20 protein-coding genes are annotated in these 22,446 nt (G+C 66.3%); 9 read left to right on the top strand and 11 right to left on the bottom strand.

The features are described 5' to 3' along the window. Positions 1-23: 23 nt before the first annotated feature. Both ACFYOW_RS05130 and ACFYOW_RS05125 read right to left on the bottom strand, forming a co-directional pair. On the bottom strand, positions 24-578 hold the full coding sequence (locus ACFYOW_RS05130) for a hypothetical protein (RefSeq protein WP_387284650.1): 555 nt from the start codon (positions 576-578) through the stop codon (positions 24-26). A 491-nt stretch (positions 579-1,069) separates the two neighbouring features. Then, on the bottom strand, positions 1,070-1,885 hold the full coding sequence (locus ACFYOW_RS05125; RefSeq protein ID WP_387284648.1) for a peptidylprolyl isomerase: 816 nt from the start codon (positions 1,883-1,885) through the stop codon (positions 1,070-1,072). Between the two features lie 159 nt (positions 1,886-2,044). Between ACFYOW_RS05125 and hisS the strand changes: the two genes are divergently transcribed. The 3 genes from hisS to ACFYOW_RS05110 all read left to right on the top strand — a co-directional run bounded on the left by hisS (position 2,045) and on the right by ACFYOW_RS05110 (position 5,278). After that, entirely contained in the window at positions 2,045-3,322 is a 1,278-nt protein-coding gene (gene hisS, locus ACFYOW_RS05120) for a histidine--tRNA ligase (RefSeq protein WP_387284646.1), read from the top strand. A gap of 129 nt (positions 3,323-3,451) precedes the next feature. Beyond that, entirely contained in the window at positions 3,452-4,021 is a 570-nt protein-coding gene (locus tag ACFYOW_RS05115) for a hypothetical protein (protein WP_387286014.1), read from the top strand. A gap of 249 nt (positions 4,022-4,270) precedes the next feature. Beyond that, positions 4,271-5,278: a malate dehydrogenase gene (locus ACFYOW_RS05110; protein WP_387284644.1), complete on the top strand. Its 1,008-nt coding sequence runs from the start codon at positions 4,271-4,273 to the stop codon at positions 5,276-5,278. A gap of 20 nt (positions 5,279-5,298) precedes the next feature. On the opposite strand, the gene ACFYOW_RS05105 is transcribed toward ACFYOW_RS05110, so the two are convergent. Next, positions 5,299-5,694, bottom strand: coding sequence for a DUF4267 domain-containing protein (locus ACFYOW_RS05105; RefSeq protein ID WP_387284642.1), 396 nt, complete (start codon positions 5,692-5,694; stop codon positions 5,299-5,301). A 58-nt stretch (positions 5,695-5,752) separates the two neighbouring features. Here ACFYOW_RS05105 and ACFYOW_RS05100 point away from each other — a divergent pair, with 58 nt between their 5' ends. Beyond that, positions 5,753-6,199 carry a MarR family winged helix-turn-helix transcriptional regulator gene (locus ACFYOW_RS05100; protein WP_387284640.1) on the top strand — a complete coding sequence of 149 codons (447 nt, stop codon included), beginning with the start codon at positions 5,753-5,755 and terminating at the stop codon, positions 6,197-6,199. On the opposite strand, the gene ACFYOW_RS05095 is transcribed toward ACFYOW_RS05100, so the two are convergent. From ACFYOW_RS05095 to ACFYOW_RS05080, 4 genes are all read right to left on the bottom strand, one after another. Next, on the bottom strand, positions 6,192-7,271 hold the full coding sequence (locus ACFYOW_RS05095) for a 2-oxoacid:ferredoxin oxidoreductase subunit beta (RefSeq protein WP_387284639.1): 1,080 nt from the start codon (positions 7,269-7,271) through the stop codon (positions 6,192-6,194). The genes ACFYOW_RS05100 and ACFYOW_RS05095 overlap by 8 nt on opposite strands. After that, complete coding sequence (locus ACFYOW_RS05090) at positions 7,271-9,196, bottom strand: 2-oxoacid:acceptor oxidoreductase subunit alpha (protein ID WP_387284637.1); 1,926 nt, start codon at positions 9,194-9,196, stop codon at positions 7,271-7,273. The genes ACFYOW_RS05095 and ACFYOW_RS05090 overlap by 1 nt, the downstream gene beginning before the upstream one ends. Before the next feature lie 83 nt (positions 9,197-9,279). Then, positions 9,280-10,296 (bottom strand): Rv2578c family radical SAM protein, encoded by a 1,017-nt coding sequence (locus tag ACFYOW_RS05085; protein WP_387284635.1) that lies wholly within the window; start codon positions 10,294-10,296, stop codon positions 9,280-9,282. A 31-nt stretch (positions 10,297-10,327) separates the two neighbouring features. Beyond that, entirely contained in the window at positions 10,328-11,332 is a 1,005-nt protein-coding gene (locus ACFYOW_RS05080) for an NAD-dependent epimerase/dehydratase family protein (protein ID WP_387284633.1), read from the bottom strand. Between the two features lie 247 nt (positions 11,333-11,579). Between ACFYOW_RS05080 and ACFYOW_RS05075 the strand changes: the two genes are divergently transcribed. Next, entirely contained in the window at positions 11,580-11,909 is a 330-nt protein-coding gene (locus tag ACFYOW_RS05075) for a type VII secretion target (protein WP_387284631.1), read from the top strand. Further along, the gene (locus ACFYOW_RS05070) at positions 11,906-13,522 is read left to right on the top strand and encodes a hypothetical protein (RefSeq protein ID WP_387284629.1); all 1,617 of its coding nucleotides are present in this window, start codon (positions 11,906-11,908) and stop codon (positions 13,520-13,522) included. Before ACFYOW_RS05075 ends, ACFYOW_RS05070 begins: the two co-directional genes overlap by 4 nt. Before the next feature lie 157 nt (positions 13,523-13,679). Here ACFYOW_RS05070 and ACFYOW_RS05065 read toward each other — a convergent pair whose 3' ends face one another. Together ACFYOW_RS05065 and ACFYOW_RS05060 are read right to left on the bottom strand one after the other, a co-directional pair. Then, positions 13,680-14,201: a hypothetical protein gene (locus ACFYOW_RS05065; protein WP_387284627.1), complete on the bottom strand. Its 522-nt coding sequence runs from the start codon at positions 14,199-14,201 to the stop codon at positions 13,680-13,682. Positions 14,202-14,264: 63 nt separating this feature from the next. Beyond that, complete coding sequence (locus ACFYOW_RS05060) at positions 14,265-15,188, bottom strand: neutral zinc metallopeptidase (protein WP_387284625.1); 924 nt, start codon at positions 15,186-15,188, stop codon at positions 14,265-14,267. Positions 15,189-15,528: 340 nt separating this feature from the next. Between ACFYOW_RS05060 and aspS the strand changes: the two genes are divergently transcribed. Both aspS and ACFYOW_RS05050 read left to right on the top strand, forming a co-directional pair. Next, a complete protein-coding gene (aspS, locus tag ACFYOW_RS05055) occupies positions 15,529-17,334 on the top strand; it encodes an aspartate--tRNA ligase (RefSeq protein ID WP_387284623.1) in 1,806 nt (601 codons plus the stop codon). Between the two features lie 65 nt (positions 17,335-17,399). Then, a complete protein-coding gene (locus tag ACFYOW_RS05050; protein WP_387284622.1) occupies positions 17,400-18,368 on the top strand; it encodes a DUF389 domain-containing protein in 969 nt (322 codons plus the stop codon). 67 nt (positions 18,369-18,435) lie between these two features. Here ACFYOW_RS05050 and ACFYOW_RS05045 read toward each other — a convergent pair whose 3' ends face one another. After that, positions 18,436-19,668, bottom strand: a complete 1,233-nt coding sequence (locus tag ACFYOW_RS05045; protein WP_387284620.1) for a hypothetical protein — start codon at positions 19,666-19,668, stop codon at positions 18,436-18,438. Positions 19,669-19,861: 193 nt separating this feature from the next. Here ACFYOW_RS05045 and ACFYOW_RS05040 point away from each other — a divergent pair, with 193 nt between their 5' ends. Beyond that, positions 19,862-21,031: a phosphotransferase family protein gene (locus ACFYOW_RS05040; protein ID WP_387284618.1), complete on the top strand. Its 1,170-nt coding sequence runs from the start codon at positions 19,862-19,864 to the stop codon at positions 21,029-21,031. A gap of 157 nt (positions 21,032-21,188) precedes the next feature. Here ACFYOW_RS05040 and ACFYOW_RS05035 read toward each other — a convergent pair whose 3' ends face one another. Beyond that, a complete protein-coding gene (locus ACFYOW_RS05035; RefSeq protein WP_387284616.1) occupies positions 21,189-22,442 on the bottom strand; it encodes an RNA polymerase sigma factor in 1,254 nt (417 codons plus the stop codon). Between the last annotated feature and the right edge of the window lie 4 nt (positions 22,443-22,446).

Here is a 22,446-nt window from a genome sequence, read left to right as displayed (position 1 = left end):
TCGGTTTCCGGCGTCGGATCCAGCTACTGTCGGACGCGTTCCAAACCGCGTGCGTCCTGTTCCCGACCTCGTGCAGCGGCCGCGCGGGCGGCTTCGTCGCGTATGCGTACGGCCTCTTCGGGCGGTTGCCCCTGACCTACCTCGATGAGCATCCGCACCGCCGCGAGTTCTGGTGCGATGCCGATCCGGGCGAGATGCGCCGCGATGGCCTGCCGACGCTCCTGGGAGTCGTAACGAACGAGTGGTTTGGACTGAGCCGACGCCGTCGCGGCCATCCGGCTGGCCTCTGCCTGTGCGGAGAAACGATCCTTCTCCAATGAAATACCCTTGGCCGGAACCGATTTCTCGACCATTCGGGCCAGTTCGAGATTGCGTGGGTCCTTTGCCTTGGCGTCGCGGGCCTCTCGGATCTGGACTTCCCGGGCCTCCTTGATGCGGGCCTCGGTCTGCTTGGCGCGCGCCTCGGCTTCTTTCTGACCACGCTCACGGGTCCGCAGCGCGACCAGGGTCGCAAGCTGCAACATAGTCTTCATCATGGCCGCGGTTTCCCGGCCGATGTCGTCCAGTTCCTCGGACATGGCTGCTCCCCGATGCTGCAGTGATCACTATGGATGTTGTGGTGCTTCGTCACGGACGCCGCCACGTCGAACTGTAGTCCGCCGCGCCGGTGCCCCGCCTGCAAACGTGGACACCCAGAGAACTTGTCGCGTGGCATTCCGGTTGGGGATCGTCCGGTCCGGAGATGCCTACGCTACGCGTTCTCCTTTATTCGAGATTACCCGAGAAAACCCGGCGCCAACCGTGTGGGCGTGCCGCTTAACAGCATATATCGCACAATTCCGGCGGGCAGGGGAAAGCTTCGGAGGATCTCCGGTTTTAGCACACCCTAACCGAACGATTAGGGTCGCCTACCCTGGGTGGTCCAGGGAGGTAGGTCGGGCCCGCTGCTCATTGTGCGCAGCGGGTCCGAACGAAGCGGGCATTCGGATCGGGCGTGTCGTAGCGACTGCTTGCAGACCGCTTGTAGGGGCCGCTAGCGACTGCTTGTTGGTCGCTCGAAAGGGCGAGCTCAGTCGAGGCGGACCGACTGGATGGTGACGGGGAGGTTGGGCTTGCCGTCGCCCTGGCCGTTGGAGTTGTCCTGACCGCCGGCGGCGATCTTGTCCAGCGTGCCCATGCTGTCCGGATCGACGGTGCCGAAGATCGTGTAATTCGGCGGCAGTTTCGAATCGCCGTAGACGATGAAGAACTGACTGCCGTTGGTGCCACCGCCGGTGACGGGATCTGGTCCCGCGTTGGCCATGGCCAACGTGCCGCGCTTGTAGTCCATCGGCTGCTGCAATGCGGGGTCGGCGGGGTTGTACCGATTGGTCGGGTACTCGTTGTCGAACTGGTAGCCGGGACCACCGGTGCCAGTGCCGGTCGGGTCACCGCACTGCAGCACCTTCAGGCCCTCGTCCGCGGTCATGCGGTGGCAAGTGGTGTTGTCGAAGTAACCCTGACCGGCCAGGCTGGCGAAGCTGTTCACGGTGCACGGTGCCTTGGCGTTGTCCAGGGTCAGGCCGATGGGGCCCTGGGTGGTGTCCATGCTGACGCTGAGACTCGCATTGTCGCCGGTGTTCTCGATGCCGCTGGTGCGCGGCTTCTTCACCTGCTTGTCCGCGGGCTTCTGACTGTCTCGGTAGTCGCAGCTGATGGCCGCGGGCTTATCGTCACTCTTGGTCAGGAAGTAGACGCCGACGGCCGCCGCCGCCACGACCACCACGCCGAGCGCCGATCCGGCGATCGTGAGTCGCCTGCGCTTGCGCGCCCGGTCGGCCCGGTTGGCCAGCTGGCGCTCCAGCTTGCGTTTCGCCGCTGCCCGTCGCTGTTCGTTGCTCGGCACTACCACGTTCCTCCCGTATCCGTTACGTACGGCACAGGATTGTGCCATCTATTCCTGAGACTGCTCAGCAGGCCATTTCGACCAGTCGTGACGCTGTATGAACCGGTGGTGGCAAACCGGTTGGACTTGACGGGCCGTAGTGGTGGAAACTGGATCATCGTGACCAAGACCAGCAGCTTCTCCGCCCCGAAGGGGGTTCCGGATTACGTGCCACCCGGTTCGGCCGAGTTCGTCGCGGTGCGCGACGGTTTGATCCGTGCCGCCCGACTCGCCGGGTACGGGCATGTGGAGCTGCCGATCTTCGAGGACACCGCCTTGTTCGCGCGGGGTGTCGGTGAATCCACCGATGTGGTGACCAAGGAGATGTACACCTTCGCCGACCGCGGCGAGCGCAGTGTCACGCTGCGGCCGGAGGGTACCGCGGGTGTCATGCGTGCGGTCATCGAAAACGGGCTCGACCGGGGACAATTGCCGGTGAAGCTGGTGTACTCGGGTCCGTTCTTCCGGTATGAGCGCCCGCAGGCCGGTCGGTACCGGCAGTTGCAGCAGGTCGGTGTCGAGGCGATCGGTATCGATGATCCGGCGCTGGATGCCGAGGTGATCGCGATCGCGGACGCCGGATATCGCGAACTCGGGTTGGATGGCTTCCGGCTGGAGATCACCTCGCTCGGTGACGAGACCTGTCGTCCGCAGTATCGAGAGCTGTTGCAGGAGTTCCTGTTCGGGCTGCCGCTGGACGAGGAGACCAAGCGGCGAGCACAGTTGAATCCGCTGCGGGTGCTCGACGACAAGCGGCGCGAGGTGCGCGAGATGACTGCGAACGCGCCCCTGATGATCGATCACCTGTCGGAGTCGGCGAAGACGCACTTCGAGCAAGTGCTCGGGTATCTCGACGCGCTCGGCGTGCCCTACGTGGTGAATCCGCGGATGGTGCGCGGCCTGGACTACTACACGAAGACGACCTTCGAATTCGTGCACGACGGTCTCGGGGCGCAGTCGGGTATCGGCGGCGGCGGCCGCTACGACGGGCTCATGGCCGAACTGGGCGGACAACCGCTGTCCGGCATCGGATTCGGACTCGGTGTGGACCGCACCATTCTGGCGCTGCGGGCCGAGGGCAAGTCGGCGGGCGATCCGGCGCGGTGCGAGGTCTACGGCGTATCCCTCGGCGATGCGGCCAAGCAGCGGTTGGTCGTGCTCGCGGCACAGTTGCGGGCGGCGGGAATCCGGGTCGATCTGGCCTACGGAGGTCGAAGCGTCAAAGGGGCGCTGAAGGCCGCGGACAAGTCCGGCGCGAAATTCACCCTGGTCCTCGGTGACCGGGATCTGGCCGAGAACACCATCGGCCTGAAGGATATGGCCACCGGTGAACAGCGTCAGATCCCACTGGACGAGACGGTGGCCGCCGTCGCGACCGCTCTGCGCTCGGGCGAGTAGTACGGTGCCGGGGTACACCCGCACCCCGACGAATGGGCAGCCGTGCCGGTAGAACCCACGAATCCTGGTGCAGCCCAACCGGTTCCGTCGGTCGGACTCGATCTCGTCGCGCCCGAGACCTACGCACCCATGCTGCGGCGACTCGCCCTTGCCGCGATAGGGGTGGGTATCGGTGCAGCATTGCTCGCGGCGCTGCTGGTGCCGTGGTCGATCGCGATCGCGATCGGTCTCGTCGTCGGTGCACCTACCGTCGCATACGCCATCGCGCTACGCCGTCGGCGGATGTGGTTGGCCGGGACCACGATTCACGCGCGGCGGGTGATCGGGGAGCGTCAGGTCGATATCGCGGCCGCCAACGGCGTCGAGGTCCTCGTTTTCCCGGCCCGTTTGAGCCGCATCGTCCTGCGGGTGACCGCAGGCGTCGAGTCGCAGGTCGTGCCGCTCGCGATGTACACCGATGCGGGCAGTGGTCGCGAACTCCACCTGCTCGGCCTCCGCAAACTGGCCGACGCCCTGGCCGCCAGCGAACTCGCTGCGGCCGTAGCGGTGTCGACCATGCTCGTCCACCAACTGCGCGCCGAGGCCCGAGATGCCGGACTGGAGGAGCGGCCGCTGTACCGTGCTGTTCGCCTGGCTCGGGCGAAGGACTATGTGTCGCCGATCGTCCTGACCGATCAGGAAGTCGCGGGACTGTGTTGATACGCGAGTTGAGTTGTGCGACACGCGAATCGGCGTGCCATGCGAGTTCGCATGCGATGCGCGGTTGCGTCATGCGCTGAAGGGCGCGCACTCCGTCGGATTTCGCGGCCGTGGTGGGTGCTTGTCGTTAGCTGGTGCGGTTGGATGGGTGTGGCGGGGGGATTGTCGCGTAGCTCACCACTGGGGTTCGGGTGCCGTGAGAGTGGTTAGGGTGGGGATCGAGTGTCCGTCTATCGCAAGGAGTTTCTCGTGAGCACCGCTGCCCGGACCGCGCCCGTGACCGTCGCCGTGACCGGAGGTGCGGGGCAGATCGCCTACGGCCTGCTGTTCCGGATCGCGTCCGGTGCGCTGCTGGGATCCGAGACGCCGGTACGGCTACGGTTGCTGGAGATTCCGGCGGCAGTGGCGTCGCTGGAGGGTGTGGCGATGGAACTCGAGGACGGTGCGTTCCCGCTGCTCGAGTCGATCGACATCAGTGACGATCCGTGGGTCGGGTTCGAGGGCGCGAATGTCGCGCTGCTGGTCGGTGCCCGGCCGCGCACCGCGGGGATGGAGCGTTCGGACCTGCTGGCCGCCAACGGCCCGATCTTCACCGAACAGGGCCAGGCGATCAACGCCAGCGCCGCCGACGACGTCAAGGTGCTCGTGGTCGGAAATCCGGCCAATACCAACGCCTTCATCGCCATGAGCAATGCCCCGGACGTCCCGGCCGAGCGATTCACCGCGATGACCCGCCTCGACCACAACCGTGCGATCGCTCAGCTGGCCAAGAAGACCGGCGCGGCCGCCGCCGATATCGCCCGCGTCGCCATCTGGGGCAACCACTCCGCGACCCAGTATCCGGATATCACGCACGCCACCATCGCGGGCCGCCCCGCCCGCGAACTCGTCGACCAGGGCTGGCTGCGCGAGGAATTCATCCCTACCGTCCAACAGCGCGGCACCGCCATCATCCAGGCCCGCGGCGCCTCATCGGCCGCCAGTGCGGCCAGCGCCGCCATCGACCACATCCACGACTGGTCCCTCGGCACCCACACCGACGACTGGACCTCCATGGCCGTCCCCTCCGACGGCTCCTACGGCATTCCCGAAGGCCTCATCACCTCGTTCCCCGTCACCTGCGTGGACGGGGAATACTCGATCGTCCAGGACCTGGAGCTCGACGAATTCTCCCGCGCCCGCATCGACGCCAGCATCGCGGAACTCGAACAGGAACGCGACGCCGTGATCGACTTCGGCTTCGCCAAGCACGTCTGACTCATATCCGTAGCCGCAGCTCAGGCTGCGGCTACGGCAGAGCGACTCCTGCCGAGGGCCAATTGACCCGCGGTGGCGAGATGAATCAGCGCGAGCACGCTGCCGCCGACCATCATGCCCGGAATCCCCTGGGTGGCGCCGATGGCGACATCACCGAGCTGTACCGCACCCGACACGGTCAGCAGCGGTAGAAGAGCCCGCTTGTGGCGGCTGACCAGGCTGAAAAGTAGCGCGGCGCCCAAGGGGATGGCGCGGGCGGCGTAGGCCTGTGCATACGGGTCGACACCGGGCGAGTGCGCGCTGCCGGATATCGCCAGAGACGGATCGACAAGTGCCGCGACGCTGAATGCCACGGCAATGCCCGCGCCGACCGCATTGACAACAATCGCGGATCTGGTGAGATTCTGTTCCTGCATCTTTCACTCCCTAAATCGTTCAGATCGTGAATAGTTTAGGGACAGTATTATGCTGGCTATGAAGAACGTCAAGGTGGAAAAGCTGCCGGAGACCGTTACCTTCCGGCTGGGACTGCTGGGCGCATTCCTGACCGGCCGCTTCAGCGCCGATGTTTCGAGCCTCGGGCTCAAGCCGAAGCATGCCGGGATGCTGAATGTGTTGGCGGCCAACGGCCCGACGTCGCAGATGGAGATGGCGCAGATACTGCGCGTCGCGCCGAGTCTGGTCGTCGCGCTGGCCGACCACCTCGAATCCCTCGGGGCGATCGAACGGTTACGGGACCCGGAGGATCGCCGCCGTCAGAACCTGAGCCTGACCTCTGACGGCGGTGCACTACTGCGCAAATGCCTCGACGCCGCGCAGGCGATCGACGCCGAGACCACCGCGGACCTCAGCGCCGCCGAGCGTGCCGACCTACATCGCATCCTCGGCAAGCTCGCCGATCGGCACGGTCTGCCTAGCTGATGGTCCAGGTTTCCGAGCCGTTGAGCAGGGACTGCAATGAATCCTCTTGTACCGGTTTGCGTTCCCGCGCCATGGCGGTTTGGGTGCGAACCGCATCGTCGTAGGTGGGCCGGGTGACATCGCGGAAGATGCCGGTGACCACGTGGCCGAGGTCCTGGTCGGACAGGCGCGAGAGCGCGTAGGCGTACTCCGGATTGTCGGTGTAGGCGTCGTGCACGATGATCTCGGACTCTTCGACCTCGCCGGTGCGCACCACCGTGAGCCCGAAACCGGCACGCACCACGGCGAATTCGCCATCGGCGCCGAAACGGATCGGCTGACCGTGATGCAGCGGGATGAGGCGGGATTCGGCATCGCCCTTGCGCAGCACATCGAAGGAACCGTCGTTGAAGATCGGGCAGTCCTGCAGGATCTCCACGAACGAGGTCCCGCGGTGTTCGGCGGCGGCACGCAGCACCTCGGTGAGGCCCGCCCGATCGGAATCCAGAGCGCGCGCGGCGAAGCTGGCTTCCGCGCCGAGCGCGACCGACAGCGTATTGAACGGATGGTCGACCGACCCCATCGGCGTCGACTTGGTGATCTTGCCTTCTTCCGAGGTCGGGGAGTACTGGCCCTTGGTGAGTCCATAGATCCGGTTGTTGAACAGCAGGATCGTCATATTCACATTGCGGCGCAGGGCATGGATCAGATGGTTGCCGCCGATCGACAGCGCGTCACCGTCACCGGTCACCACCCACACCGACAGATCCGGCCGGGTCACCGCGAGCCCCGTCGCGATGGCGGGCGCGCGACCGTGGATGGAGTGGATGCCGTAGGCCTCGAGGTAGTACGGGAACCGGCTCGAGCAGCCGATCCCGGAGACGAACATCAGGTTCTCCCTGCGCAATCCCAGTTCGGCGAGGAAGCCGCGCACGGTCGCCAGGATCACGTAGTCACCGCAGCCGGGGCACCAGCGCACCTCCTGATCGGAGGTGAAGTCCTTGACCTTCTGTGGCCGGTCCGCGGCCGGCACTCCCGAGAGTCCGGTGAGGCCCAGATCGGTTCCGACGAGCGAGGTTTCGACGATGGTCATCAGTTACCCCCAGTCGAGTACGTGGCACGCGCCCGTGCCGCGAACGCCTTGTCGTGTTCCATATCCTCGAGCGACCCGTCCACTGCCGCATCGATTACCCCGACGAGTTCCTGTGCGGAGAATGCCGTGCCCGCGATCTTCGTCCACGGTTGCACATCCACCAGATACTTCGCCCGCAGCAGCATGGCCAGCTGACCGCCGTTCATTTCCGGCGCGACCACCGTCCGGTAGCTCCGCAGCACGGCGTCGAGGTTGGCGGGCAATGGATTCAGATGTCGCAGATGTGCCTGTGCGACCGGGACGCCGCGACGGCGGGCGCGCCGACACGCCTCGCCGATCGGCCCGAAGGAACTGCCCCAGCCGATCAGCAGGAGTTCGGCCCGCCCGTCCGGATCGTCGACCTCGAGATCGGGGACGGTGATGCCATCGATCTTGGCCTGCCGCAGGCGAACCATCAGTTCGTGGTTGCCGGGCTCATAGGAGATATTGCCGCTGCCGTCGGCCTTCTCCAGTCCGCCGATCCGATGCGCGCGACCTGCGGTCCCCGGCACCGCGAGCGGCCTGGCGAGGGTATCGGGATCACGGGAGTAGGGCTGGAACGGCGTGCCCTCCTCGGCCTCGGGTTCGAAGCGCGGATCGATCGGCTCCAGCTCGGTGACCCGCGGAATCGACCACGGCTCAGAGCCATTGGCGATCGAGCCGTCGGACAGCAACAGCACCGGCGTGCGGTAGGTGAGGGCGATTCGAGCCGCCTCCACCGCGGTGGCGAAGCAGTCGGCGGGGGAGCGGGGCGCGAGTACCGCCACCGGCGATTCCCCGTTGCGGCCGTAGAGCGCCTGCAGTAGATCGGCCTGTTCGGTCTTGGTCGGCAGTCCGGTGGACGGTCCGCCGCGCTGCACGTCGACGATCACCAACGGCAGTTCCGTCATCACCGCCAGCCCGATGGTTTCGCTCTTGAGCGCCAGCCCGGGGCCGGAAGTGCTGGTGACGCCGAGCGCGCCGCCCAGCGCAGCGCCGAGGGCCGCGCCGATGCCGGCGATCTCGTCTTCGGCCTGGAAGGTGGTGACGCCGAAGTTCTTGTGCTTACTGAGTTCGTGCAGGATGTCGGAGGCTGGTGTGATCGGATAGGTGCCGAGAAAGACCGGCAACCCGGATAACTGCCCCGCGGTGACGAGGCCGTAGGCGAGCGCGGAATTGCCGGTGATCTGGCGGTAGGTGCCCGGCGGGAGCTTGGCCGGGGCCACCTCGAAGGTGGTTGCGAAGCTTTCGGTGGTCTCGCCGTAGTTCCAGCCCGCGCGGAAGGCGACCAGATTCGCCTCGGCGATATCGGGTTTCGCGGCGAATTTCTCGCGCAGGAAGCGTTCGGTGCCGCCGATCGGGCGTCCGTACATCCAGGACAGCAGGCCGAGCGCGAACATATTCTTCGCGCGCTGAGCGTCCTTCTTGCCGACGCCGGTCGTCTCGGTCGCGCCGAGGGTGAGTGAGGTCATCGGCACGCGGTGGATCACGAAATCGCTCAGTGTGTCGTCGTCGAGCGGATCGGTGGCATAGCCGACCTTGCCGAGATTGCGTTTGGTGAACTCGTCCGTGTTCACGATGAGGGTGGCACCGCGCGGCAGGTCCTCCAGATTGGACTTCAGCGCCGCGGGATTCATCGCGACCAGCACGTCGGGCTGGTCGCCCGCGGTGAGAATGTCGTAATCGGCAATCTGGATCTGGAAGGACGAGACGCCGGGCAGCGTGCCCTGTGGCGCCCGGATTTCGGCTGGGAAGTTGGGTTGGGTGGCGAGGTCGTTGCCGAATGCGGCCGCCTCGTGCGTGAAGCGATCACCGGTGAGCTGCATTCCGTCACCGGAGTCCCCGGCGAACCGAATTACGACCTTTTCCAATTTCGCTGTGCCGACATCACTTTGGTCGGAAACCATATGCCTGCTTCACTTCCTCGTCCGATGGGAGGTGCCATTGGCCAACCTACTCCGCCGTGTGCGGGAATTGCTTGTGAAATGCTTTACGCGAAGAGCGCCAGCTGCGTGTCGCCGGGCAGCGGTGTCGGGGGTTGTGTCTGCGGCTCCGGGGTGTGCTCGCGGGTGAGGCCGTGTTGCTGGAGCAGCGGCTGCACCCGCTCGCGGAGCCAGGAGGCATACTCTGGCGTCACATAGGCGCCGCGGCCATAGAGCTGGCGATAGCGGCGCACCAGCGCCGGATGCGCCTCGGCCAGCCAACTCAGGAACCAGCCCCGGGTGGCGCCGCGCAGATGCATCGGGAATGCGACCACCGATACCGCCCCGGCCTCGGCGACCGCAGCGAATAGTGCGTCCAGGTGGGCGCGGCTATCGGTGAGATATGGAATCACCGGCGCGACCATCACATCAACCTCGAACCCGGCATCGGCCAGCGCCCGCACCATCTCCAATCGTGCCCTGGGCGATGGCGTACCGGATTCCAGGCTGCGGTGCAGATCCATATCCAGGATCGCGATGGACACGGCGATGCTCACCCGGACCTGGTGAGCCGCCGCCGTGAGCAGCGGGAGATCCCGGCGCAGCAGCGTGCCCTTGGTGAGAATGGAGAACGGTGTGCCGGAATCGGTAAGCGCGCGAATAATGCCGGGCATCAACCGATATCGGCCCTCGGCCCGTTGATACGGATCGGTATTCGTGCCCAGCGCGACCGGTTCGTGATGCCAGGACCGCCGGCCGAGTTCCTTGCGCAGCACCGCGGCGATATTTGTCTTCACCACGATCTGCGAATCGAAATCCCGGCCCGCGTCCAGATCCAGATACTCGTGGGTGGGCCGCGCGAAACAGTAGCGGCAGGCGTGTGAACAGCCGCGCATCGGATTGATCGTCCAATGGAACGGCAGATTCGACGCCTCCGGCATCTTGTTCAGCGCGCTCTTGCACAGCACCTCGTGGAACGTGATGCCCTCGAATTCTGGGGTCTGTACGGTGCGTACGAAACCCGCCCGGTCGAGACCGGGCAGGGCGCCGTCGTCGGCATCCAGGGTTTGGCTTTGCCACCGCACCCCACCAGTCGAACATGTGTTCTAACGAGTGTCAAGCGATCTGTCGGGCGTCGGGCGCGGTGAGCTGCTTCGGATCGGTGAAGAAGGTGACCAGGTCGCGCACCGTCTCCTCGATGGGCCTGGGCCGATAACCGATTTCGCGCTCCGCCTTGCCGTGGTCGACGATCGGGGCGGAGACCAGCGCACCGAGTGCGGCCTTCGACACGATGTCGGTCTTGAGCAGTTTGCCGATCGGTTCGAGCACCGGAATCAAGCCGTTGACGACCTTGGGCGAGATCGAGAACTTCGGTCCCTTCTTGCCGCCGCATTCCGCCGCGGTGCGACACAGGTCGAGCATCGAGATCATCGAACCGCCGAGCAGGTAGTTCTCGCCGGTCCGGCCCCGCTCCCCGGCCAGGATCAGGCCCTTCGCGACGTCGCGGACGTCGACCAGATCGAAGCCGCCGCCGATCATCGCCGGTACCCGGCCGCGGGCGGCGTCCTTGAGAGTGCGATTGATCCTGGACAGCGGGGTGCTGTAGTCGAGCGGGCCGAAGACGCCGGTGGGATTGCAGATCACCGCGTCCAGGCCCTGCTCGATCACCTTGCGCAGTTCGATTTCGCCAGCCCATTTGGAGCGGTCGTAGACGGGCAGGCTGGGATCGGTCGAGCGCGCCGAGGTCTCATCGATGCGGCCACCGCAGGTGTACTGGTTGAAGGCGTGGATGGAGCTCGCGTGCACCATGCGGCGCACGCCCAGATCCAGCGCCGCCTCGGCGACGACGCGCACACCCTCGGTATTGACCTTCCATGCCAGGTCGTGCTGCTCGGCCAGGGTGATCACGGCGACGAGGTGGTAGACGATCTCCGCGCCGGCGAGCACGGTGCGCATGGATTCGGGGTCGAGCACATTGCCGGAGACCCAGGTGACGTTCGGGTCCGTCCGCTGCTCCGGAACGACGCGATCGATTGCTGTGACCTCGTGTCCTCGTTCGACCAGCAGGCTGAGCAGATTCGTGCCAAGGTAGCCGGCTGCGCCGGTCACTGCGACCTTCATGCGATCGAGAATATAGAACTTGTTCTAATTTGCAACCTGTTCCAGTTCCTTTCCGGTGGCTGCGTTGGGCTCGAAACTTGCCGGTGGGGTCCGCTATATTGAGCGCAACCGCAGCGGCGCCGGTACCGACTCGCAGCTGCGCAGGGGCCCGATCGCAGCCGAGTTGCCGGTGCGGGCAGGGAGTAGATGTTGATCGACGCTATGAACACGGAACTACAGTTCACGACGATTTGGGGGGTGCAACTCGATGGCTGATCTCTCGGTGGAGACCGATGCGGTCCGAGCATTCGCGGCGACCAATGCCGGGGTGGCCGGCGAGATCGCAGGAGCGGGCAATTTCGATGCCGTGCAGAACGTTGCGGCGCTCACGCCGGTATTCGGTCTGATCGGCGCCGATTATCTGTTGGCGTTCGCCGCGGCACAGGTGTTGCAGGCCAAGGACATCAATGATCTGTCGGCCAAATACGACAAGCTCTCGAAGTCCGCGTTCACCGCGGCCGCAGCGTTCGATACCACCGACTTCGGCAACGCGAGCGTACTGAACGCGATCGCCGACCAGGTCGGAGGCGGAGCATGAGACCGATGGATTCCGGCGCGACCGGCGTGATCGCGCCCGATCAGCAGAGCGTGGCGATCGAAGAGGCCGTGATCGCGACGCAGAACACCGCCGTCGACGCACTCCAGAACGTATCGCAGGGATTGAGCGATCTGTCGCTGCCGCAGTTGCCCGCGGATCTGCCGCCGATCGAGGCGCCCGAATTCGTGCTCGCGCGCAAGATCACCGAGGATTCGCCGCAGCTGGGGACCATACCAGCGGGCATGCCGGGGCTCAACGGCAACTCGACCCCCGACGCGAGCGCGATTCTGTCCGGTGCGGTGCCCCCCGATGTGTCGCAGGCGCTTACCGATGCGCAGACCGCGATCAGCCATGCTGCTGCGCCGGTGGTGCAGGCGGCACAGAGCGCGGCGCAACAGGCGCAGAGTGCGGTCGGCAGTGCCCTCGGCGGGGCGGGCAACCAGGGTGCTGCGGCGGCCGCGGCGGCGACGAATATTCCGTCCGATCCGGTCGCGGCGCTGATGCAGGGGTTGTCGATTCCCGGAATTCCCGGCATCGACACGCTGTTCCAGCCGATCTTGGAGCTGCTCAACAGCTTCGGCACCGGCGTCATCGGAGCCTTCGACCCGACCGCGATACTCAGTCAGTCATCCAAGATCATCGAGGCCGCGGTATCGGTCGGCAAGGGTGGTCTGCAGACCGTCGAGCAGCTGTGGCAGGGCCAGTCGTCCCGCGAGGCGCAGGCCGCCAGCAATACCGCGCAGACCCAGGGGCAGGACACCAGTCAGCGCGGTATCGACATCTCCGAACTCACCCAGCGGGCCGCCGCGGTGGTGCAGCAGGGCAATGCGCAGCTGCTCGGGATCGCGAGCGAATTCGCCACGCAGGCAACCGCACTCGTACCGGTGGCGCTGACGCCGCCCGGTCAGGCCGCGCTCATCGCGACCGCGACCGAACATCTTGGATCGGCCGTCGCGGTCGCCAATGCCACCCGCGGTGACCTGGCCGGGAAGACCGCCGAGCTGACCGGTCTGGTGAACCAGCTGCTCGGGACCAGCGGTCTGCCTGCGCCGCAGGAGGTCGCCCAGGCGGTCATGCAGAACATCGGTGAGCCGATCATGGAACAGGCGCAGTCGGTCGCACAGGATGCGTCGACCAATGCCGCCGGCCTGTTGGACGGTTCCAGCACCTCCGGTTCGCCGAGCACGTCCACCATGGCGGCATCGACCAATACCGGGCACACCACCTCGGGGATCTCGGGCATGAGCGGCATCGGAAGCCGTTCCGGTTCGCCGAGCACATCGGGCTCGCCGTCGACGCAGAAGGTGACCGGCACGCCGGGCAGCACCGTCTCGCCCATCAGCCGGGTCTCGGGTTTGTCCGGCACATCCTTGGGCACAGGTACGTCGACCAGCGCGGCCGGCTCGGGGAGCTCCTTCATGGGCGGCAGCCCCGGCGCCACCGGCCAACGCGGCGGCAACGACGACGAGCACACGCGCAATGTGGACCCGTACCAGAGCCGCACGGGCAACGACGACCTCACCGGGCCACTCGGTGAGTCCACCCCGGACGTGATCGGTGCGACCCACCCGGATGAACTGGTCAGCTCGGACTACGAACAGGATCAGTTCTAGTCCGAAACAGTCCTCCAGTGCCCCCGCTCGGTTTCGAGAGGGGGCACTGGAGTTCCAGCTGGGCATACGTCCGAACGGTGTTGCGGTACCTCAGGCCTCGCAGATACCGAAGCGCGCAACGTTCCTCGTGCCATCGCTACCGAGGTCGACAACCGGCTCAGTGGTCTCGGGTGAAGGCGTCGACGAGTTTGCGATAGAGGTCGGTGAAGCGCTTGCGGTTGGCTTGTTGGTCGGAGGTGAGGTTCTCGGTCGCGTCGGGGGCGTACATGAGGACATGGACGTCTTGGTCGGGCGGCGTAGGCATGAGGTCGATGATCTGAGTGCCCTGGTCGGTGGCGCTGGGCATGCCGAGGTCGAGGGCGGCGAGCGATTTGGTTTCCGCCAGTGCGGCATTCAGGACGTCGGCGGGGACGGTGCCGGTGAGCCGCTGCGGTGGGGTGTCGGCGGCGCGGGTGGTGGACGCGGCGTCGGGCTGTGCGACCGCGTGTCCGTCGGCGTAGATCTGCAGCACCGGGCGCAGGTCGACCCGCTCGGACCAACCGCTCGGGATGGTGGTGAGTGTCAGCAGTGCCGGGGCGGGCGGTTGTGGTGCATCGGCAGCGGGTTCGGCCGAGGCGACACCCCAGCCGCCCGCAAGCGCCACGACGAGAAACAGCAGTGCCGACTTCGTTCTCCGCATGAAATCCCTATCTACGCTGTGCCACAGTCCAACTGGATTCGATTATCGATCATCCGTAGGCGATCAGCGTAAGGCCGACGGGGTGTTCAGGTCGGAGGCCGAGTACGTGTCGCATGCTTGGACCTGTCCGGATTTGTAGCCGGTGAGGAACCATTTCTGGCGTTGGTCCGAGGAACCGTGGGTCCAGGCCTCCGGGTTGACGCGCCCCTGGGCGGCACGCTGGATTCGGTCGTCGCCGACGGCGGACGCGGCGGAGAGAGCGTCACGGATATCGTTGTCGGACAGAGGTTTCAGGAAGGGCTGATCGCTGCCGGGGGCGGGTTGCTTGTCGGCGAAGTGGGCCCAGATGCCTGCGTAGCAGTCGGCCTGGAGTTCGGTGCGCACCGCGCCGGATTCCGGTCCGCGCGGATCCTGCTGGGCCCGACCGATATCGCCGAGCAGATTCTGGATGTGGTGGCCGACCTCGTGCGCCACCACGTACTCCTGGGCGAGCGGGCCGCCGCTGGAACCGAAGCGGTCGACCAGTTCCTGGAAGAAGGCGGTGTCGAAGTAGGCGGTCCGGTCGGCCGGGCAGTAGAACGGGCCGACCGCGCTGGTCGCATTGCCACAACCGGTCGACACCGCGCCGGAGAACAACACCAATTTCGGCTTCGAATACTTCTTGCCGGTCTGCTGGGGCAGCTGTGCCGCCCACACCGCGTCGAGGCTCTGTGCGGTGAGCACCACCCGGCAGTCGACGTACTTGTTGGCGTCCGCGCCGGTCTTGCAGTGCGCGGGCGTGCCCGCGGTGCCGGGCTGCGCAGTGCTGCTCTCGCTGCCGTTCAACTGTCCGAGCAGCGAACTCGGATCCCCGCCGAGCAAGAGGCCGATTACCAGCAGGATGAGACCACCGGCACCACCGCCGAGGGCGAGCTTGCCGCCCATCCCGGGCCCACCGCCGGATGAAGCCCGATCCGGGTCGATCTGGAGGCCTTCGTTGAAGGTCATCTGCTTCGCTTTCTGTGTTGGATTTGCGGCGCCTGCGGCGCCGCGTGTTCGCGGCCCCCTGCTGTCTCGCATCCGAGCGGCCGAGACTCGCGCCTGCGGCGCTGCGCTTCGGCCACTCGGATGTGAGACGGGCCACGAACGGCGCTCGTAGGACTCGCACCCTGGTGGGAAAGTGTGCGGTACTGCCCGGTTCCGGCCCAAACCTGCGGACCGACGACCTGATGTCTACAGCTTCGCACGCGGGGCGGCGATATCGGTTTCCTCTCGGGATATGTGTCTCACTACGATGGCAACCGCACCGGATCGCCCTGCCGGTGTCACATTCGTCGAAAGGAATCCCGTGCTGCGCACCCACTTGGCTGGTTCGCTGCGAAGCGAGCATGCCGGTCAGACCGTCACCCTCACCGGCTGGGTGGCCCGGCGTCGTGACCACGGTGGCGTGATCTTCATCGATCTGCGCGATGCGTCGGGTGTGGCGCAGGCGGTGTTCCGCGAGGGCGAGCCAGCGGCGCAGGCGCACAAACTGCGCGCCGAATTCTGCGTGCGGGTCACCGGTGTGGTCGAGCAGCGGCCCGACGGCAACGAGAACCCAGAGTTGCCGACCGGTTCCATCGAGGTCAACGTCAGCGAACTCGAGGTGCTCAACGAGAGCGCGCCGCTGCCGTTCCAGCTCGACGAGCAGCCCGGCGATGAGGCCCGCCTCAAGTATCGCTACCTCGACCTGCGCCGCGAGGCGCCGGGCAAGGCCATCCGGCTGCGGTCGAAGGTCAACGCGGCCGCCCGCGCGGTGCTGGCCCATCATGAATTCGTCGAGGTCGAGACCCCGACGATGACCCGCTCGACGCCCGAGGGCGCCCGCGACTTCCTGGTGCCCGCGCGCCTGCAGCCGGGCAGCTTCTATGCGCTCCCGCAGAGCCCGCAGCTGTTCAAACAGCTGCTGATGGTCGCCGGTGTCGAGCGGTACTACCAGATCGCGCGCTGCTACCGCGACGAGGACTTCCGCGCCGACCGCCAGCCCGAATTCACCCAGCTCGACCTCGAGATGAGCTTCGTGCGCCAAGAGGACGTGATCCTGGTCGCAGAGGAGATCCTGGAGGCGCTGTGGAAGCTCGTCGGCTACGAGATTCCGTTCCCGATTCCGCATATGACCTACGCGGAGGCGATGCGCCGCTTCGGTAGCGATAAGCCGGACCTGCGCTTCGGTGTCGAGATCACCGAATGCACCGAGTACTTCAAGGAGACCCCGTTCCGGGTGTTCCAGGCGGAGTACGTCGGCGCGGTCGTGATGCCCGGTGGCGCGAGTCAGCCGCGGCGTCAGCTCGACGCCTGGCAGGAGTGGGCCAAGCAGCGCGGCGCCAAGGGGCTGGCGTATGTGCTGGTGCAGGAGGACGGCACGCTCGGCGGCCCGGTCGCCAAGAACCTCAGCGAATCCGAGCGCGAGGGCTTGGCCAAGCATGTCGGCGCGGTACCGGGTGACTGTGTGTTCTTCGCTGCCGGTCCGGCCAAAGCGCAGCGCGCGCTGCTCGGTGCGGCTCGTGGCGAGATCGCGCGCAAATGCGGTCTGATCGATGAGAACGCGTGGGCGTTCGTGTGGATCGTGGATGCGCCGATGTTCGAACCCGCCGCCGAGGCGACCGCGAGTGGCGATGTGGCACTTGGTCATTCGGCATGGACCGCGGTGCACCACGCGTTCACCTCGCCCAAGCCGGAGTCGCTGGACACCTTCGACACCGACCCGGGCTCGGCCTTGGCCTACGCCTACGACATCGTCTGCAACGGCAACGAGATCGGCGGCGGCAGCATCCGTATCCATCGCCGCGATGTGCAGGAGCGCGTCTTCAAGGTGATGGGCATTGGGCACGACGAGGCGCAGGAGAAGTTCGGCTTCCTGCTCGACGCGTTCTCCTACGGCGCCCCGCCGCACGGCGGCATCGCCTTCGGCTGGGACCGGATCACCGCGCTGCTGGCCGGCATGGATTCGATCCGCGAGGTCATAGCCTTCCCGAAGACCGGTGGCGGTGTGGATCCGCTGACCGATGCGCCCGCGCCGATCACCGCGCAGCAGCGCAAGGAAGCGGGCCTGGACTTCAAGCCGGAGAAGAAGAAGAAGGACGAGGGCGACGACGCCGGCCGCGCTTCGGAATAGCGCGGGCTGCGGCTGGAACGGTACTTTCTGGTCAGTTTCATCGATGCTGACCACAAGGGGTTCCAGTGCTGCACTTGCGCATGATCAGCCCGCCCGAACTCACCGACAAGGTGATGGCGGTGCTGAGTGCCGACCCGGGCGTCACGCATGTGACGCTGGCGCGCGGTGTCGCCGTCGAGCCCGTCGGTGATCTGATCCAGGCCGATGTCGCGCGTGAGGCCGCCAATGATGTGCTCGCCGATCTGACCACGCTCGGCATCAAGCACACCGGCGGCATCACGCTCGGCCCCGTCGAGACGGTGATTTCCGATGCTGGTGAGCGGGCCATCGAGGAGGCTCCGGGCGATCCGACCGATGCGGTGGTGTGGGAGGAACTGCTCGCCCAGACCCATGAGGAGTCCTCGCTGACGCTGACCTTCGTCGCCTTCCTCACCATCGCCTGCCTGCTCGCGGCCGTCGGCGTGGCCACCGACTCACCGGTGACGATCGTCGGCGCGATGGTGGTCGGGCCGGAATTCGGGCCACTGGCAGCCTTTTCGGTGGGGCTGTGGCGGCGCGATTTCATGCTCGCTCGCAAGTCGGCGGTCGCGCTGCTGGTGGCATTTCCGGTGGCGATGGTCATCACGCTGTTGGCGACCTTGCTGTGGGAGCAGTTCGGCTGGATCACGGTGACCGGTGTGGAAACCATCGAGAATGTCGACTTCATTTATGAGGTCGGGCCGTTTTCACTGGTGGTCGCGCTGTTGGCTGGTGCAGCGGGGATGTTGGCGGTGGTCACCGCGAAATCCGCGGCGCTGGTCGGGGTGTTCATCTCGGTGACCACCGTGCCCGCGGCCGGATTCGCGGTAATCGCGGCGACTCTGGGGGAGTGGCATATCGCATTCATGTCGGCCGGGCAGCTCGCGGTGAACCTGGCGGGCATCGTCACGGCCGGGGTGCTCGTGCTGGCGCTGCGCCCGCGTGCGGGTAGCGAAGGCGGACCGATCGCCCGGTTCAAGCAGTGGTGGTGGATGCGGTCTCTACCCTCGAAGTGACCGCCAATTCTATTGCGGGGCCGATGTTCCGGTGCGCTGGGAGCGGATGCGCCCAGCGCACCGGAGGCTAGGACACGGACACGGTGCCGCCGGTGAGTGCCCGGTAGGCGTAGGTCACCGCGATCGTGCACACCGGTCCGGCGATCAGCAGGCCGAAGCCGCACAGCAGGGTGGCGACAAAGGTGATGACCAGTACGGCGAGGCCGAGTAGCAGCACCTGCCCGATATTGGCGATGACCAGCGTCGCGCTGGACTTGATCGCGTCGAACGGACCCTGCTCTTGATCGACGACGAAGTGCAGCGAGAACATGCACAGGAATCCGGCGATCAGACCGGGCACGAAGCACAGTGCCGCGCCGATCCAGGTCAGCGCGAAGGCGAGCAGTGCTGTCAAGAGGACATTGCCCGCGTTGACGAAATGAAAGTAGGACGCGAAAGTCGGTTTGTTGCCGTCGGTTTCATAAAGAGCGCCGCGGATCATGGCGGCCTGCAGCAGCCAGATCGCGACCATGACCGCGAGGAAGATCAGCAACAGACTGAACAGCGAATTCGGTTGCACGGCTTGGACGATGAGCACGAAGGCGAGATAGATGATCACGCCGATCGCGGTAACGGCCAGCCAGGGGCCGAAATTCGCGCGGAACTTCTCCCAGCCGTAGCTCAGGGCATTGCCGACATCGAGGGTCGTCGGCGCGCCGGGGGCGGATTGGTAGCCGTAGGTCGGCGCGGCGGGCTGAGCGCCCGGAGGCATTGCGCCGGGGGGAGGCATCGTGCCGACCGATTCGAAGCCGGGTTGCGTTGCGCCGGGCGGCGCTGCACCAGGAGGTACGGCACCGGGCGGCATGGCGCCGGGCTTCGCCAGGCCGGGCGCCGATGCGCCTGCCGGATCGAAGCCGGGTTGCATTGCGCCCGGCGGGACCGCTCCAGCAGGCGTTGCGGCAACTCCGGGCGGCATCGTGCCAGGGGGCATCGATGCGGGATGCGCCGAGCCGGGACCGGTTCCCGGGGGGCCGTAGCTCGGCTGCCCCGGTTGTCCGGGCGCGCCGACCGGCGGTGGCGGCTCCACCGGTTCACTGCCGTACTGCGCCGCGCCGGGACCCTCGAACTGCGGGTAGCCCGCGGGGCCGGCCATCTCGTGCTTGCTGTGTCCGGTGCTGGGTTCCGTCGGGTGCGGATTCGGGCTTTCGTGCTGACCCGGACGCGCGGCGAACTGTTCGCCGTCACCTTCGTCGGGCGCGCCGCCGCTCGGTTCGGGCGAGCCAGTTGGTTCGTTCGGCTTGGGCGACGGTGAGTCGGACATTGTCTGCAGACCTTTCGACGCAACTGGTTTGCGGTGTGGCGCACGGCAGTTGACGATGAGAAAACCGGACAGCCGCAATGGTGTCAAGCAACCAGCGCCCGTTCCGCAACCTTGACGCAGACACGCCGAACGACGCGGAAAGGTTGTGTAACCGCTCGCTAGAAGTGACCCGGTGCGAGTAGCTTGATTAGCGATGACCGCACTATTGGCCGAACGCGCCGCCGAAGTCGTGTCCGCAGCACAGCAATTGCTCACAAAGCGAATGGGTGCTCCGGTAAAGCTGAGCGATCCGATGGAACTCAGCGGTAGTGGTAGGACGACGGTCCTACGCGTGCGTGTTTCAGAGAACGCCTTCTCCCTGCCCCGGACGCTCATCGTCAAGCAGGTTCGCGGATCCGCGGCGGACCGCACGACGGGTGGACTAGCGCCCGGCGTCGCCAGCATCGACTCCGCGTTTCTACGCGAGGCCGTGTCGTATCAGTTCACTACCGCGCTCAGCCGCGATCAGCGGCCCGGCGCGTACCTGATCGCGCACAGCCTCCCGGACCGGCTGCTCGTCCTGAGTGATCTCGGAGAGAACGCCCGGATGACGCAGGTGCTGCAATCCGGTGCGGAACCGGCGACGCGCAACGCGCTCATGGCCTTCGCGCAGGCGCTGGGTCGGATGCATGCGGCAACCGTCGGGCGCGAAGCGGATTTTGTCGCGCTGCTGCGCCGGGTGGATGTGGTGCACCGGGTCGACGGCATCGCGCAACAGGCCGAGGCCGCCATCTCCGAGGTGCCCGGAATGCTGCAGCGCGAACTCGGCATCGAAGTCCCTGGTGAGATCGCCGAGCGGATCGTTCGAGGCAATCGCCTGTTTTCCGCTGGTCGCTTTCGCGCATTCAGCCCGTCGGACCTGTGCCCGGACAATGTGATCCTCAACGAGGAGGGCGCACGTTTCCTCGACTACGAATGGGGCGGCTTCCGCGACGCCACCCTGGACATCGCCTACGCGCTGGTGTCCTTCCCCGGCTGCCTCTGCGACTTCGAACTGTCCCGCGATCGCGCCAAGCAAATGGTCGAAGCGTGGCGCGCCGAGGTCGTCGGCGTCTGGCCCGCCCTGGCCGACGACGCCGTACTCGCCGAACGCATCCTGGAAGCCCGCCTCATCTGGGTCTGGCTCACCACCTACTGGTTCCTGCCCGCCGACCACACCCGCATCGCCGCCGCCCGCGAACACGGCCTCTCCGTTCCGCGCTCGGAAGCCCTGATCAATCGCTGGGCCGCCCTGGCAGAAGACGCGCGCTGCACCGGCGACGACGCGGTCGGGGATTTCGCCGAGGATGTGTCGGCGATGCTCGAAGAGCGCTGGTCGGAATAGGTTTTCGGGTCTACCGGGGCGCCTCGGTCGGGTCGAGGAAACCAAACTCCAGCGTCGATGTGGGGCGGTTCTCGCCATCGAAGGTAGTGAAATGGTGGGTCGACATGCCGACGGCAACCACCCTTTGACTACCGTCGACGAGAAGTCCCAAGCAGAGTCAGCGGGTGAGGTCGGAAAGGCGGGATTCGAGGTGGGCTCGCTCTATGGTGTTTTCGGTCAGGAGTAGAGCGGATTCGTAGGCCCGGGCGGCTTCGTAGATGCGGCCCAACTGGGTGAGAAAGGCCGCGCGGGAGGCTTCGAGGTAGCCGTAGGTGGCGAGGGACGGTTCAGCGGCGAGCGCGTCGAGGAGGGCGAGCGCTCGGCTCGGATTGCCGGAAAGGCCCACTGCTACCGCGTGATTGAGGCGCGCCACCGGTGCGGGCCAGATCCGGAGCAGGAGTACGTACAGTCCGGTGATCTCACGCCAGTCGGTTTCCGCCCAGGACGGCGCCTCGTCGTGGACGGCGGCGATGGCGGCCTGCAGTGTGTACCGATCCGTATGTGGCAGAGCGGTTTTCACCAAGGCAATGCCCTCGGCGATGGCCGCGCGATCCCAGCGGGAGCGGTCTTGGTGTTCGAGAGTGCACAGGCGCCCTTCGGTATCCACGCGGGCGGCGCGCCGCGCATCGGTGAGCAGGATCAGCGCGAGGAGGCCGGTGACGGAAGGATCGTCCGGGACGAGCGCATGCATCATTCGTGCAAGTTGGAGCGCACGTTCGACCAGATCGGTACGAACCAGCGCGTCACCCGACGGCGCGGTGTGACCGGTGGTGAACAGTAGGTGGATGACCGCGCAGATGGCATCGAGCCGGTCGGGGAGTTCGCGCACCGACGGCACCCGATACGGAATGCGCGCTACCGCGATCTTCTTCTTGGCGCGCGTGATTCGGGCCGCCATGGTCGATTCGCTGGTGAGGAAGGCGCGGGCGACCTCGGCGGTGGTGACACCGCAGACCAGACGCAGGGTCAGCGCCACCCGGGCCTCGCGGGCCAGTGCCGGGTGGCAGCAGGTACTGATCAAGCGCAACCGGTCATCTGGAATGGCCGATGCCGAATCCAGTTCCGCGAGTGCGAGATCGGCGGTGTCGTCGGCCAGGTCGGTGATCAGCATGGGCAGTGCGCGCTGCATGGTCGAATCGCGGCGCAGCAGGTCGAGGCCGCGGCGGCGGGCGACGGTGGTCAGCCAGGCGCCCGGCTTGGCGGGAACGCCGTGCGCGGCCCACTCGGTGAGAGCCCGCGCGTAGGCGTCCTGCACGCATTCCTCGGCGAGGTCGAAATCGCGGACAAGCCGCACCGTCGCGGCGAGCACGAAGGCCCATTCGCGACGGTGCGCCTGGTCGACGGCGGCAGCCGCATCGGTCTCGATCGGCACAGGG

It is taken from the genome of Nocardia sp. NPDC006982 (genome assembly GCF_042869435.1).
Taxonomy (GTDB): domain Bacteria; phylum Actinomycetota; class Actinomycetes; order Mycobacteriales; family Mycobacteriaceae; genus Nocardia.
Note: the sequence above shows the minus strand (reverse complement) of the source record. Positions and strands in the feature narration are given on the sequence as shown.